13 protein-coding genes are annotated in these 14,065 nt (G+C 38.4%); 5 read left to right on the top strand and 8 right to left on the bottom strand.

Annotated elements, in window-relative coordinates:
- Positions 1-23 precede the first annotated feature (23 nt).
- Entirely contained in the window at positions 24-635 is a 612-nt protein-coding gene (gene thiE, locus ACS604_RS12275; RefSeq protein ID WP_004790830.1) for a thiamine phosphate synthase, read from the bottom strand.
- 115 nt (positions 636-750) lie between these two features.
- Positions 751-1,134 (bottom strand): Mpo1-like protein, encoded by a 384-nt coding sequence (locus ACS604_RS12270; RefSeq protein WP_081399479.1) that lies wholly within the window; start codon positions 1,132-1,134, stop codon positions 751-753.
- A 165-nt stretch (positions 1,135-1,299) separates the two neighbouring features.
- Between ACS604_RS12270 and ACS604_RS12265 the strand changes: the two genes are divergently transcribed.
- Positions 1,300-2,763, top strand: a complete 1,464-nt coding sequence (locus ACS604_RS12265; protein WP_474771878.1) for a CYTH and CHAD domain-containing protein — start codon at positions 1,300-1,302, stop codon at positions 2,761-2,763.
- A 35-nt stretch (positions 2,764-2,798) separates the two neighbouring features.
- On the opposite strand, the gene ACS604_RS12260 is transcribed toward ACS604_RS12265, so the two are convergent.
- Positions 2,799-3,431, bottom strand: a complete 633-nt coding sequence (locus ACS604_RS12260) for a hypothetical protein (protein ID WP_004790825.1) — start codon at positions 3,429-3,431, stop codon at positions 2,799-2,801.
- A gap of 107 nt (positions 3,432-3,538) precedes the next feature.
- Here ACS604_RS12260 and ACS604_RS12255 point away from each other — a divergent pair, with 107 nt between their 5' ends.
- A complete protein-coding gene (locus tag ACS604_RS12255) occupies positions 3,539-3,922 on the top strand; it encodes a DUF3144 domain-containing protein (protein WP_004790823.1) in 384 nt (127 codons plus the stop codon).
- 61 nt (positions 3,923-3,983) lie between these two features.
- Here the strand turns inward: ACS604_RS12255 and ACS604_RS12250 are convergent, their stop codons facing one another.
- The 4 genes from ACS604_RS12250 to ACS604_RS12235 form a co-directional block, all read right to left on the bottom strand.
- Positions 3,984-6,746 (bottom strand): M16 family metallopeptidase, encoded by a 2,763-nt coding sequence (locus ACS604_RS12250; protein ID WP_174728463.1) that lies wholly within the window; start codon positions 6,744-6,746, stop codon positions 3,984-3,986.
- Positions 6,747-6,868: 122 nt separating this feature from the next.
- Positions 6,869-7,684, bottom strand: a complete 816-nt coding sequence (locus ACS604_RS12245) for a PhzF family phenazine biosynthesis protein (protein WP_474771877.1) — start codon at positions 7,682-7,684, stop codon at positions 6,869-6,871.
- A 149-nt stretch (positions 7,685-7,833) separates the two neighbouring features.
- Positions 7,834-9,228, bottom strand: a complete 1,395-nt coding sequence (locus tag ACS604_RS12240) for an L-cystine transporter (protein ID WP_474771876.1) — start codon at positions 9,226-9,228, stop codon at positions 7,834-7,836.
- A gap of 208 nt (positions 9,229-9,436) precedes the next feature.
- A complete protein-coding gene (locus ACS604_RS12235; RefSeq protein ID WP_474771875.1) occupies positions 9,437-10,318 on the bottom strand; it encodes a LysR family transcriptional regulator in 882 nt (293 codons plus the stop codon).
- Positions 10,319-10,366: 48 nt separating this feature from the next.
- Here ACS604_RS12235 and ACS604_RS12230 point away from each other — a divergent pair, with 48 nt between their 5' ends.
- Both ACS604_RS12230 and ACS604_RS12225 read left to right on the top strand, forming a co-directional pair.
- Complete coding sequence (locus ACS604_RS12230) at positions 10,367-11,593, top strand: YbfB/YjiJ family MFS transporter (RefSeq protein WP_474771874.1); 1,227 nt, start codon at positions 10,367-10,369, stop codon at positions 11,591-11,593.
- Entirely contained in the window at positions 11,590-11,715 is a 126-nt protein-coding gene (locus tag ACS604_RS12225) for a hypothetical protein (protein WP_013197121.1), read from the top strand. The genes ACS604_RS12230 and ACS604_RS12225 overlap by 4 nt, the downstream gene beginning before the upstream one ends.
- A gap of 35 nt (positions 11,716-11,750) precedes the next feature.
- On the opposite strand, the gene icd is transcribed toward ACS604_RS12225, so the two are convergent.
- Positions 11,751-13,007, bottom strand: coding sequence for an NADP-dependent isocitrate dehydrogenase (gene icd, locus ACS604_RS12220; protein ID WP_443273633.1), 1,257 nt, complete (start codon positions 13,005-13,007; stop codon positions 11,751-11,753).
- A gap of 196 nt (positions 13,008-13,203) precedes the next feature.
- Here icd and ACS604_RS12215 point away from each other — a divergent pair, with 196 nt between their 5' ends.
- On the top strand, positions 13,204-13,992 hold the full coding sequence (locus ACS604_RS12215) for an rRNA large subunit pseudouridine synthase E (RefSeq protein WP_474771873.1): 789 nt from the start codon (positions 13,204-13,206) through the stop codon (positions 13,990-13,992).
- Positions 13,993-14,065 lie beyond the last annotated feature (73 nt).

Genomic DNA, 14,065 nt, shown 5'->3' with positions numbered 1-14,065 from the left:
ATCTAAAAAATAATTTTGAAAGCTTAAGAAAATAATTGTGCCCAGGCCTGTACACGGGCAGGAATTTCAGCAGTTGATCGGCCTAATATATCACTAATGACTGCACAGAGGTCAGCCCCAGCTTCAATCACAGGTTTTGAGTTTTCAACAGTTAAACCACCAATCGCACAAATGGGTAAATCATATTGGGCTGCTGCCTGCTTAATCACTTCGATACCTACATTACCTGCTTCAGGTTTTGTAGAGGTCGCGTAGACTGCACCAAATGCAATATAAGTCGCGCCATCTGCAATTGCTTTTTGGGCGAGTTCTAATGAGTTTAGACAAGTACGACCAATAATGACGCCTTCTGGTAATTGCGATTTTGCATCAGTAATTTCGCCATCACTTTGTCCTAAATGCACACCTAATCCAAACTGAGCGGCCAGTTTTAGGTCATCATTAATCACAAAAGGAACTTGATATTTTTCACATAAAAGTTTGATGTGTTCAACTTCTGCGGGTTGGTCGGCTTTTTCTACTTTCTTACGGCGGTACTGTAAAATTGCGACCTGATGAGTTGCGAGTGCGGCGTCTAATTTTTCTAATAATAGTTGGATTGGGTCATCATTGGTAATGAGATATAAACCGCGCATACTCTACTCTCGCTTTAAAAAACTTCGCTAGTATAACGGATTTATAGGACATCATAAGTACCGATTGATATAGGCTTACCAGTACCAATCGGTATGTTAAGAATAGAAAGTAAAATTAACTTGGTATTTTATCGTGCTTGCGATCAACCAAACTCAAACGGCCACGTGCAACATCAGATAGCATTCGCCAATCAGAAATAAAGCTATAGAAAGGTTGTTTAAAACTGGCAGGCTTATTTTTTTCAAACACAAAATGTCCAACCCAAGCATTTGCGTAACCCGCTACCAAACCATAGAGCACATATTTGGCCTGTTTCTTACGAATTGCTTTTGAAAAAAAGTATATACCAATACTACTACCCACCACATGTAAGCGTCTGCTCATGATGTTACGGTGTTCAGTTAAATAAAAACGATAAAATTCCTGATAGTTTTTAATCGGCAATTCAAACTCTGGCTGAGCGTCATGGCTAAAGTTTACTGGTGCATTCACGATCATCTTCCTGATTTTTATTTGATCAAAACGTCAGCTGATTGTACACCTAAATAAAAGCCTAGCGTCATATGTTTGATTGTAACTTTCTCTATCAAAAGCATTACTTTTAGCGCTAAGCTATTATACTTATTCAAGATAGTTTAAATACCTGATTCAGGGAGATATATTATGGTCGAAGTCGAACTAAAGTTTCAGTTACCTGAATCGAAGAAAAAAACTGTCCAGCAATACTTAAAAAAACATAAAGCGAAATATATTCACTTACAGGCAAAATATTACGATACCCCTGATCGATTACTCGCAAAAAATGGTATGGCCTTACGTTTACGTAAAGAAGATGATCAATGGGTACAAACATTTAAAGCCGCAGGTCAAAGCCACCTGCACCGTGTTGAAGAAGAAATTCATTTAGGTGCGTGTGACCAAGAACCTGACTTAAACCTTGCGTTATATCAAGATAATAAAGTCGTAACTGATTTAATTAACGCGGTTTTAGGAACGCAAGCTGAAAAACTAAGTTTGCAGTTTGAGACCGATGTACAGCGCACTTATCATGTGTTTGAAGCAGATAATACAGCTATTGAAGTTTGCTTAGATGACGGCGTCGTAAAAACAGCAGATACGCAAAGTATAATTTGTGAAGTCGAATTTGAACTCAAACAAGGCGCAGTAAAAACGCTAATTCAATTTGCACAGCAATGGATTAATCGTTATGCACTTTGGCTTGATGTCAGAAGTAAAGCCGAGCGTGGGAATTTATTAGCACTGGGGCAAGCAGCCTCACCCGCTGTACATGCCAAAGCGCTGACATTAAATAAAGATATTACTGCTGAACAGGCTCTAAAAAAGATTATCGAAAACTGTTTAGGACAATTTTTACCAAATATGGCTGCAATTGCCGATGAAGTTGCTGAAGCTGAGCATATTCATCAGGCACGTGTAAGTTTACGTCGTTTACGCAGTGCACTTAAACATTTCTCTAGTTGGTCTAGCGAGCTAAACTCTGTTTGGGAAGAACAAATTGCGGAGCTTTTCCGTAAGCTTGGAGACACTCGTGATGAAGATGCTATTCGTACCGAGGTGTTACCTGTCATTCAACAACATGGTTCGCCTGAGCTGTTACTACCTGTTTCAGTTCAGCCCTCAAAAGAACTCTCAACAATCTTTACCTCTGCGGACACGATTAAGCTATTACTCGATTTATTAGCATTTGCGTATTCAGAAGAAGATTCAAAGAACAAAACAGGTGGGTTAAAAAAACATATTAAAAAGAGTTTAGATAAATTACATCATAAAGTGATTAGCAATGCTGAACACTTCTCTGAGCTTGAAGTGACTGAACAGCACAAAATACGAAAGACAGCTAAGCAGTTACGTTATTGTGTTGAGTTTATTTCAAGTCTTTATCCTGACAAAAAAGTACAGCAATATTTAAAACATCTACAACCTGTACAAAACACCTTAGGTCAATATAACGACTTATTTATTGCGGAAGGTATTTTCAATAAAGTTGTCGAAAATGACTCATCTTTCTGGTTTGCATTAGGGTGGGTAAAAGCCAAACAACCTCACCTACAAAAGCGCTCAGCAAAAGCTTTGCAAACTTTTAGTCAGACTGAAACTTTCTGGTAATTTATAAAAAGTCGCTGTAAACAAGCAGCGACTTTTTATCGGTACTTACCAAACACTTTCCATACACCATTATCTGCTAATGGGTCATTATAGCTATCACTGCGTTGCTTTCTTGGCTTATCACGGGCATCGACCAATTTAAAATGTGGTTCAACTCCTAACACAATACCATTAGTATAAAAACGTGAACGGGTATATTCACTTTGCCCGTGCTGAAATACATAGGTTCTTAAATCAATGAATTCACGGTGAGCAACTAGAGCCGCGGTATCGTCGCTCTGCAACCATTCTTGCATCGTAAAAATCTGATCAGTTTCGAACTGCCCGCATTTTTCAATAAGACTTGCAACACCACGGAAAGTTTTCGATTCTTTTGCGCGTGTTTTATTAATCCGAATTCGATCTACATGAAAAAAGAAGAGCGGTAAATTTAAATGACTTGGCAAATGAATGGCATCTGGTAATTCATCTTCCATAAATGGCTGAAAAAGTTCTTGTGCCCTTTCAATTAGACCTTGCCATTGGCGATAATAATTTTCGACTTCTTCTTGCAAGCCATAATAAATCGGCAGTCCTTCAACATGCTCTAAATATTGAGGTGGAAAAACATGCTGGCGTAATAAAGCAATATCTGTTTTTAAACTTTGAATAGCAATCGCATCTTGCATATCAGACTCTCCAACCAATACTTAGGCTATTTACAGACTAAGTCAAAGGTTTTGTTTCCGCAAGCGTTTGCCTATAATAAGCAGCTCTATTTTTGCGGGAATAAGTCATGTCTCAAAAGATTAATGCAACAGATATTACTGAAGAAGAAGCGTTAAATGCGGTTTTCTTTGAGCGTGCGGATGAATTCATTAAACAAGCCAATGATTTTTGTCGCCCGCCAAAAGGTGAAAAGCCAGATCCAGCCGAGCTGCGTGGTCAAGTAAGTGCAGCAATGTTGTTTGCTAGTGCCCGTTTTAACACGTGGGTAGCAGCAAATAATTTTAAAGATGGCGAAGAAATGCGCGCTGCTAAAGATCAAGTGATGTCTTACCTTGTGCAACAATTTCAAATGATGCTTGAAGATAACTTTGATGAGTACTGTGAACAGTTTGAAAATTATTTACGTTTCCGTAAAAATGAAGATTTTCATGCGCATAAACATGATCATTAAGATGATTTAAACATCCAAATAAAAAGCCACAATTGAGTGGCTTTTTATTTGCGATAAGACTTTATTTTTTTGCTGCCTGACCATATTGATCAGCCATCACTTCGACTAAATGTTCAGGTTTAATATACTTCTTAATTACTGCATTTACGTCTGCAACAGTCAGTTTAGTCAAGTTCTGATCATGTCGAATTCGGTCTTGCAATGTTTTGTCTGTTTCAAGCTGTAGATTTAACATTCCATGAATATTACGTTCATCTTCTAATGCCGTAACTCGTTTCTTCATGATATCTGCTTTAGCGGCTGCAAGCTCTTGCTCAGTCACCCCATTTTTCAACAAGTCATTCAACACTTTATGTATTGATGCAGACACTTGCGCTGAGCGCCCCGAAGTATAATTTGCACTAATGCTTAAGGCCCCCACATTCGTATCACGGTCAAGTTGCAGCCCACTTCCAAAACCATAGACTAGCGCATTTTTCTCACGAAGCTCTTGAGCCAAACGTGATGAAATTTGAGACTCACCTAAAATATAGTTAAGTAAAATTAATGCAGATGCATCTGGATGGTTTTTCCCAACTGGAATTGAAAGCACACTTTGATAGCTACCAAATTCACGCTGCTCAGACAAAACATGAACTTGCTGAGCTGGAAAATCAACATGATTAATCAAGATTTTCTGATAAGGCTGTTTACCATTCCAACGACCAAATTCCTGATTAAGTAATTTCTGCATTTTTTTCGCATCAAATTTACCCGTAATGGCAATTTGAGCATGGTTCATTGCAAAGAAACGCTCATACAACTCTTTCACTTGCTCTTGAGTTGCATTTTTCAATTGCTGTTTTGCCAGTTCAGGTTCAAAGTGATAACGCAAATCACCCGGTTGATATTCTTCAAGCAAACGTGAAAGTGTTAAGCCAGCCACGACATCTGGTTCAGTATAAGGACGATCAAGGCTCGATAAACTTTGTGATTTAATTAAATCAAATTGAGATTGCTCAAATTTTGGATTTTTCATCACATCAAGAACAAACTCGAAAAACTCATCAAATTTTTCAGATTTAGATTGAATATTAATGGTCATGCCATTGCCGTCAGCACTTGCATAAGCCGCGCCACCCGCATCAATCGATTTATCAGCAATATCTTGCAAACTGTATTTATCAGAACCACGAAGCAATAAGTATGAGGTTAAATCAACGACCGTACCTTTATTAAATAAAGATTTTTCTGTTCCGAAGTCCATCGTAATCGTTGCATAAGTACGATCATCACGTGTTTCAACTGGGAATAAAGCGTACTTCATTCCATTTTTTAGTTTTCCACGGATAATCTTTTTCTCATTGCTTTCAACATATTGCTTAGAAGTTTTTAAAAACTCCGCGACTTCTTGTTGATACACCTTTGGATCTTTTAAAGGCTCTGCCTTTGCTTCTACCTGATCTAAAGTCTTAGGTGCTTCTTTTGCATTTTGTTGTTGAGCTTTTTTCTGATCTTCAGGTGTTGGCAAAATATCGCCGTCAATACGATGCTCAGCCACAAGGAACTGTTTTAAAGTTTGATTCACTTGGTCTAACTTAACGTTTTCTACTGAATCTAAATCTTTAAAATATTGATCCCATTGCCCACCAGCGACCGTGTAATCACTTAAACGTGACCCAAGTGCTACCGCATCTTTAGTAATTAAATCGCCTTGGGTTTTCATTAAACTCTTAACACGATTTAATTCAACTTCAGTAAAAGGCTTTCCTTTCTCAATACCAGCGAGCAGAGAGCTTTCAACTTTTTTAGGGTCATTACTTGGTGCATAAATGGCACCCAGAAACACCACATTAAAATCTTGGTCTAACCACGTACTTGCATCAACATTTGTGGTAATGCCTGTTTCAACCATGTTCTGGTATAGGTGGCCACTTGGCTGCATGGTATATAATAAAGGCGCTAAAGCGAGTGTCGGCTGAATTTTGGTATTTTTACCATTCATATAGATATGGAATTTAGCGAGATCGCTCCCCTTTTTCACCACAAACTGACGATTTTTTATTTTTGTAGAGTCGAGCACGGGAATCTGTACAGGCTTAGGAACATCACGCGCCGCGATTGGGCTAAAGTATTGATCAATAGTTTTTAAGACATCTGTCTTATCGAACTTACCTGAAATCACCATGACTGCATTATTAGGCGCATACCAGCTACGATAGAACTGATTCAATTCAGGCATTTTAATAGATTTAAGTTCAGGTAAATCACCAATCGGTAAACGACCTAAATATTGGTTACCATAAGCTGACTTCCACATTTGATCCATCAGGACAGCAAAAGGCTGATCCATACGGACTTCACGTTCGCGTTTTACGATTTCGATTTCAGAAGGAACAAATTTTTCTTGTAGAACTAATTTATCCATACGTTCCGATTCAAGATATAACACTTCATTGAGCGCAGTCTTTTCCGGACGAACGATATTGGTATATTTGGTCGAGTAATAATCGGTACTGGCGTTCGTCATCAATGTATATTGATCTAGACGACGCTGGAATTCTTCCCCTTTAACATTTTTTGTCCCTTTAAAAGCCAAGTGTTCAAGCAGATGAGCTAAACCGCTTTTACCTTGCGGGTCATTTAATGAACCAGTTAAATAAATGGTATTAATAAAGATTTTATTTTCTTTGTCGTTCGGTGCAAGTACAACCCGAAAACCATTATCTAATTTATATTCCTCAATATTTTGCTTGCTTTTTACTAGTGTAGTTTGTGCAAAAGACGCAGCACTTAAACCAAGAATACATAGGGAGAGAGTCAGTTGTTTAAACTGCATAAACATATAAATACCAATTAATTTGAATAATAAAAAATCAATAGTTGTGGGACTATAGTAGGAAATTTAAGCTGACATTAATAGTAAAGTTTTGAAAAAAAAGCCGTTTATTTAAACGGCCTTATATTTTAAAGAAAAATTTCAGCTTGCATATAAAGTTTTCCGTAGCCTGAAATTTCAATACGCTCTCCAGACAGGATATTGCAATATAAAACCCCACCGCGGCTAGAAGCCTGATAAGCCGTAATATTATTTTTGCCCAGTTTTTCTGCCCATAACGGCGCTATTGCGGTATGAATTGAACCTGTAACAGGGTCCTCATTAATACCCGCGACAGGTGCAAAATAGCGCGATACACAATCGTATTGCTGGTCTGTTTTTGAGGTTATTGCAACCTCCATTCCTGTCGTTGTAATCGCAGTCCGTTTACCTAGGGTTTTGAGCAAGCTCATGTCAGGCTGCTCATCTAACACATCTTGTACTGATTCATACTCAACAATGTAAGCTTGAACATTTTGATAAACCGCTTTAAAAGGTTTGGTTAATGCCTCACGTAAAACAGCTGGGTAATCTTCGACTTGATGAGCTTTACGAATCGGAAAATTCATTCTGATTTTGCCATCATCATCTTGATGAACGATAAAAAGACCTAAGTTTCGAACATGAAAATTAATGGTCTTTTTATCAGTAAAATTTTTAAATAATACGAAAGCACTAGCAAGAGTGGCGTGACCACAAAAATCGGCTTCAACTGCTGGCGTAAACCAACGAATTTCATAATTTTCAGCGTCTATGATTTTTACAAAAGCAGTCTCAGATAAATTATTTTCAAATGCTATCTTTTGCATTAAATCTGCATCTAACCATTCTTTTTCAACAATCACAGCCGCAGGATTGCCGCGAAATAACTCTTTAGTAAAAGCATCAACTTGATACATTTTCATGATAGTGCTCTCTTTTGTAATAGGTCCATTTTCGAAAATTATTTAAAAGAAAAACAGATACAGTTTTTTAAAAATTAACATCACAGCGTCAATTTAAGCATATAAAAAAACGGCTCATCTAAAGTGAATGAGCCGTTTAATACTAATTCTTAATGATGTTGAGTTAACTCAATTTCATCTTCACTATTTAATATATCTTTATCAGTCTGACCCATCAATTGACTCGTAACTACGCCGGCAGTCATTGAACCATTTACGTTTAATGCAGTACGTCCCATATCAATGAGTGGTTCAATTGAAATAAGAAGTGCAACTAAAGTCACAGGTAAGCCCATAGCAGGAAGAACAATCAGTGCAGCAAAAGTCGCACCACCACCTACCCCAGCAACCCCAATTGAACTTAAAGTCACAATACCCACTAATGATGCAATCCACATTGGATCTAGCGTGTTAATTCCCATGGTCGGCGCAACCATCACCGCGAGCATTGCTGGGTATAAACCCGCACAACCATTTTGACCAATGGTCGCACCAAAAGAAGCAGAAAAACTTGCAATAGATTCAGGAATACCTAAACGGCGAGTTTGCGTCTCAATGCTCAGTGGAATACTGGCAGCACTTGAACGGCTGGTAAATGCGAAAGTCAGAACAGGAGCAACTTTTTTGAAGAATTTAAACGGAGAAACACCTGTCAGGGTCAAAATAATGGCATGCACGACAAACATGATAGCTAGACCTAAATAAGATGCCACCAAGAAACCACCAAGGTTTAAGATATCTGCGACATTCGAACTTGCTACAACTTTTGTCATAAGTGCAAAAACACCATACGGTGTAAGTGTCATCACTAGACGAACCAGCTTCATTACCCAAGACTGCAAAGTCTGAATTGCAGTTAAAATACGCTGGCCTTTCTCAGCATCATCTTTCATTAGGTTGAGTGCTGCTATCCCTAAAAAGACCGCAAAAATAACTACACTAATAATCGAAGTCGGGTTTGCACCCGTCAATTCAGCAAATGGATTAGTTGGAATGAAGGAAAGAATAAATTGCGGTACACTTAAATCGGTAACTTTGCTTACATAATCTGTATTAATGGCAGTTAAACGCGCAGTTTCAGCCGCACCTTGCACCAAACCTTTTGCAGTTAAGCCAAATAGGTTTGTAACAAATACCCCTACCAGTGCGGCAATCAGTGTTGTAAAGAGTAAAGTACCGATTGTATAAAAACTGATTTTGCCTAAAGATGAGGCTTGGTGTAATTTTGCAACCGCTCCCAAAATAGACACAAATACCAAAGGCATAACGACCATTTGTAAAAGTTTTACATAGCCGTTTCCAACGATATTAAACCAGCTAATAGATTCAGCAAGAATCGGATGGCCACCGCCATAAATCAAATGTAGTCCTAAACCAAACACTACACCTAGAACTAAGCCAGCCAGAACTTTTTTCGATAAGCTCCAGTCTGTTTTACGTGTTTGGGCGAGTAAAAATATTAACCCGACAAAAACCACAATATTGATGATTAAGGGTATATTCATTCCCAAACTCCAAATTATTGCTTGTGTCATCTTTCAAGGGGGCATATTTGACCATAGCCGGCCTATATAAACTACCCTTTTCAACAATTTTATAGCATCAAGATGATTACAAACTTGCGTGAGAATATAAAATGACTTTTAAATACATATATATCACTTTTAATTTATAAATTAAGTGAGATATTTATGTATAAAAATCAGCCTCTACTTAAGCAACCTTTAATTCAAATTGTTGCTCAATAAAATAAATAAACTGCTTTAAATTGGTTCCCCATGTTTCAGGTAACTGGGCAACTAAATATGTAGTGAAAAAAGCGGATTCCGTATTTAGTCCAAAACAATTGACTGAAACTTTATCTGCAACTTTTGTGAGATATGATTTCGGTAATAAAGCAAAACCAACACCCAACTCTACACAACTCACGATTCCGTCAAGGCTTCCCATTTCCATAATTTGCGAAGGGGGAATACTAAAGTCATTCAAGAAAAGCTCTATGGCATGTCGATATGAACAACCTTGCCGAAATGCAATAAATCTAGTCTTTGCAAGGGTTGTCTTATCTGGAAAACTCTGTTGTTGCTTAGGACAAACCAAAACCAGCTCTTCATGCCACACAGGAAAACTATATAGCTCTGGAATCGCATGTTTAGAGGCAACAAAGGCGCAATCTAATTCCCCCCTATGCACAGCATTTAATAAATAACCTGTTGGATGAGTTTGAAGCTCAATAGGTAAAGTCGGATATTGCTGCATAGATTGATTGAACAACTGTGGCAAACGTATTGCTGCGGTTGTTTCCATGCTACCCAAGCGAATGGTTTCATTCGGGTCAATATCACCTTCTTGAAAGATTTTCTTAGCTTTATCGTGCAATGCAATCATTTGAACAGCATAACTATGTAGCTGTTGTCCGGCATTCGTTAAAGTCACAGGATTATTACGATTGAATAGAATAACCCCCAACTCTTCTTCAAGTTTTTTTATATGGCTCGTGATATTCGATTGAACCGTATACATTTTTTGTGCAGCCAATGAAAAACTTCCACTCTCTGCAACCGCTAAAAAAAACTCTAGAGACTTAAGCAACATACCACTATCTCAAAACAAGATAATTAATATCATATTAAATCATTTTTAATGATTGATAAACTCGCTTTTAATAATAAAAAAATTGAGCGTCTTCTCATGTCTACATTTTATCGAATGAGCTCAGTTGTCTTTTTGGCAACTTGTTTGGGAATTGGTGTTTTTAGATTTTCCTATACTGCGCTTATGCCCATCATGATCGAGCAGTACCACTGGACTCATGATTTCGCCAGTTTCTTAGGCAGCGCAAATTTATTGGGCTATCTTCTCGGTGCGTTATGGGCACTCTTTAGCATTAAAGAAAAATCTATTGCTTCGATTATTGTAGGGTCGGCAGTCACAGGTAGTTTAAGTCTACTCTGCTGTGCTTTCACTCAAATGCCTTTAGTTTGGTTTATTTTCTGGCGCACCATTTCGGGTGTTGCAGGCGGCCTACTCATGATTTTGGCTCCAAGCTTTGCCATGAAAAATATTGCGACTCATCAAAGACTGAAAGTTAATTTTTTAGGATTTAGCGGAATTGGTGTCGGTGTGTTATTGGCCACCATTATTATTCCGTTACTTAAAAACATGCCTGTCCAATATGTCTGGGAGATTTTGGCAGGACTTTCTATTTTAGGTAGCTTGGCACTTTTTCAATTGTTGAGGCATCAACATAATCAGCCAGTACAAGTGACCACTCAACTTTCTAAAAACATAAAACATTCACGTTTAGGCCTTGTCATTATTATTGCCTATATGTGCAGTGCTTTTGCTTATATTCCACATTCTTTATTTTGGATGGATTATTTATCTGGAACTCTGCATTTTCCATTACAGCAAAGGAATTTATTTTGGGTTCTCTATGGAGTAGGAAGCTGTATTGGTGCATTTGTCGCTTACTGCTTGAGCCGAATAATGGGATATCTACAGACTATTAAATGGTTATATGCCATTTACTGCCTAGCTGTTGTTTTACCTTTCCTTTCACAAATGACTTCTTTACTGGCCTTATCTTCGCTTCTGACAGGTTTACTCACTCCCGCAACCGTATTTATTAGTTCTTATAGTCTGTTACAGATTTATGAACAACGTTATCAAAAGCTATGGAGCCTTGCCACGATTGGGTTTGCTAGCACTCAACTCTTAGGTGGCGTGGTCATTAGTACGTTGCATCATTTGCATTGGTCTTATGCACATCTGTTTCTTTTGGGTGGAATCGTTCTGCTTCTTGCGATTTGCCTTTTACTTCCATTACGCCCTTCTTTCACCTCAACTCTCGGAGAAACCAAATCGTGAAAACTCTGCTCTTTCCTTTATTTCTAGTTGCTTTCGTTCTTGTTATTCAAGCCCTAGACCAGAGTTATCAAAAGAAAACAGGTTTTATTAAAACTCCGAAGCATCCCGAATTTATGCAATAAAAAAAGCCCTCAACTGAGGGCTTTTTAATAGAAGACTACTCTCCCATATGTTTGATAATCGCATCACCAAATTCAGAACAACGCAACAAGGTTGCACCCGGCATTAAACGCTCAAAATCATAAGTTACGGTTTTAGCTGCAATCGCTCCAGCAATTCCTTTAATGATCAGGTCTGCAGCTTCTGTCCAGCCCATATCACGTAGCATCATTTCTGCGGAAAGAATAATAGAACCCGGGTTTACTTTATCCTGACCCGCATATTTAGGTGCAGTACCATGAGTTGCTTCATAAACTGCAATTGCACCACCAATATTTGCACCAGGTGCAATACCAATGCCGCCTACTTCTGCTGCCAAAGCATCAGAAATATAGTCCCCGTTTAAATTTAGCGTGGCAATAACAGAGTAATCGGCTGGACGCATAAGGATCTGCTGTAAAAACGCGTCTGCAATGACATCTTTAATAATGATGTCTTTACCAGTTCTAGGATTTTTAATTTTAACCCATGGGCCACCATCAATCAGTTCTCCACCGAAACGATCTAGAGCCAATTCATAACCCCACTCTTTAAATGCCCCTTCGGTGTATTTCATGATATTACCCTTGTGAACAAGGGTCACTGAAGGCTTGTCATTTTCGATTGCAAACTGAATCGCTTTACGGACTAAACGCTGTGAACCTTCTTTCGATACAGGTTTAATTCCAATACCACAGCCTTCAGGGAAACGGATTTTTGTGACACCCATTTCTTCTTGAAGAAACTTAATCACTTTTTTAGCTTCTTCAGAATCGGCTTTCCATTCAATACCTGCATAGATATCTTCCGAGTTCTCACGGAAAATCACCATATCTGTTAATTCTGGGTGCTGAACAGGTGAAGGAACGCCTTCAAACCAACGTACTGGACGTACGCAAACATATAGATCTAATTCTTGGCGTAAGGCAACGTTGAGTGAACGAATGCCTCCACCCACTGGTGTGGTTAATGGACCTTTGATTGATACAACAAATTCACGAAGAGCTTCGAAAGTTTCTTCCGGCATGTAGTTGCCATAAATTTTATTGGCTTTTTCGCCGCAATACACTTCCATCCATTCGATTGAGCGCTTGCCACGGTAAGCTTTTAAAATAGCAGCATCTACGACTGCTTTCATGGTTGGTGTAATATCCACACCAATGCCATCACCTTCAATGAAAGGAATAATTGGATGGTTTGGTACGTTCAGTGACAGGTCTGCATTTACTTTAATTTTGTCACCGTCAGCAGGAACCACGATCTTCTGATAACCCATTGTGTAAATTCTCCCTTTTATAATACTTAATTAACTAAAAATAATTATCGATAAACAATACTTTCAACTTTTATTAACGCATAATAGCTTAATCGAATTTAATTCTTTTTGAGATTTATGTGGGAAATAAGCAAATTTCACACTTAAATATAGCTCAATGTTTTCTCTAGTTATTTGAAAGAAGAAGCCATTTTTTATGAAAATCGTCATTCTCAACAAACCTTATGACGTGCTCTCCCAGTTTCGTAAAGACGAAGCGCACATGACGGTCTCTGACTTTGTTGATGACCCGACTTTACGCATAGCAGGCCGTCTTGATATGGACTCTGAGGGTTTAGTTTTTTTAACCGATCATGGTGGTTTGAATCAGTTCATTACCAACCCTGCGAATAAAAAATACAAAACGTATTTAGTTCAAGTTGATGGCGATGTAACCGAAGAAGCGCTTGAGCAACTGCGTAAAGGTGTAGAGCTTAATGATGGTATGACTTTACTAGCTAAAGCGATTAAGGTAAGTGAACCTGAATGGTTATGGGACCGTGACCCTCCTGTACGTTACCGTGCCAACATTCCAACGTCTTGGATTGAAATCTCTATTTGTGAAGGCCGTAACCGTCAAGTTCGTCGTATGACTTCTGCGGTAGGTTTCCCGACTTTACGTCTCATTCGTACTAAAATTGGTTCAATTGATTTAGTCCAATTAGGATTACAACCGGGTGACACCAAAGAAATCGAACCTCTACTCTACCCAGACTTTAAAGATGTTCCTGCGGAAGAGCCTTATCGTTCACGTTCATATGTGAAAAAACCAGGTGGTACTGGCGGCAAACCGATGGTTCGTAAAAACAAAGATGGTTCTGCGAAAAAGTCGGGTACAAAACGTATTTGGCAAATGGATGAAAGTGAAAAACCACGTCGTAAGACTAATGGTACAACTCGTCCAAATACAAAAGCACCACGTGGTCGTGGACGTAATAGTCGTTAAGATCTAAATTTTCAAAGCTCACTTCGGTGGGCTTTTTTAATGCCATTTATTTTTAAAATAAAAAGCCGGTGTT

This window comes from Acinetobacter sp. Li1LvA2 (genome assembly GCF_056156705.1).
Note: the sequence above shows the minus strand (reverse complement) of the source record. Positions and strands in the feature narration are given on the sequence as shown.

Coding starts and splice junctions, on each gene's coding strand:
- ACS604_RS12265 (WP_474771878.1), top strand. CDS start 1,300: ATGGTCGAAGTCGAACTAAAGTTTCAGTTACCTGAATCGAAGAAAAAA.
- ACS604_RS12240 (WP_474771876.1), bottom strand. CDS start 9,228: ATGAATATACCCTTAATCATCAATATTGTGGTTTTTGTCGGGTTAATA.
- ACS604_RS12235 (WP_474771875.1), bottom strand. CDS start 10,318: ATGTTGCTTAAGTCTCTAGAGTTTTTTTTAGCGGTTGCAGAGAGTGGA.
- ACS604_RS12215 (WP_474771873.1), top strand. CDS start 13,204: ATGAAAATCGTCATTCTCAACAAACCTTATGACGTGCTCTCCCAGTTT.
- ACS604_RS12270 (WP_081399479.1), bottom strand. CDS start 1,134: ATGATCGTGAATGCACCAGTAAACTTTAGCCATGACGCTCAGCCAGAG.
- ACS604_RS12230 (WP_474771874.1), top strand. CDS start 10,367: ATGATTGATAAACTCGCTTTTAATAATAAAAAAATTGAGCGTCTTCTC.
- ACS604_RS12245 (WP_474771877.1), bottom strand. CDS start 7,684: ATGAAAATGTATCAAGTTGATGCTTTTACTAAAGAGTTATTTCGCGGC.
- icd (WP_443273633.1), bottom strand. CDS start 13,007: ATGGGTTATCAGAAGATCGTGGTTCCTGCTGACGGTGACAAAATTAAA.
- ACS604_RS12255 (WP_004790823.1), top strand. CDS start 3,539: ATGTCTCAAAAGATTAATGCAACAGATATTACTGAAGAAGAAGCGTTA.
- ACS604_RS12250 (WP_174728463.1), bottom strand. CDS start 6,746: ATGTTTATGCAGTTTAAACAACTGACTCTCTCCCTATGTATTCTTGGT.
- ACS604_RS12260 (WP_004790825.1), bottom strand. CDS start 3,431: ATGCAAGATGCGATTGCTATTCAAAGTTTAAAAACAGATATTGCTTTA.
- thiE (WP_004790830.1), bottom strand. CDS start 635: ATGCGCGGTTTATATCTCATTACCAATGATGACCCAATCCAACTATTA.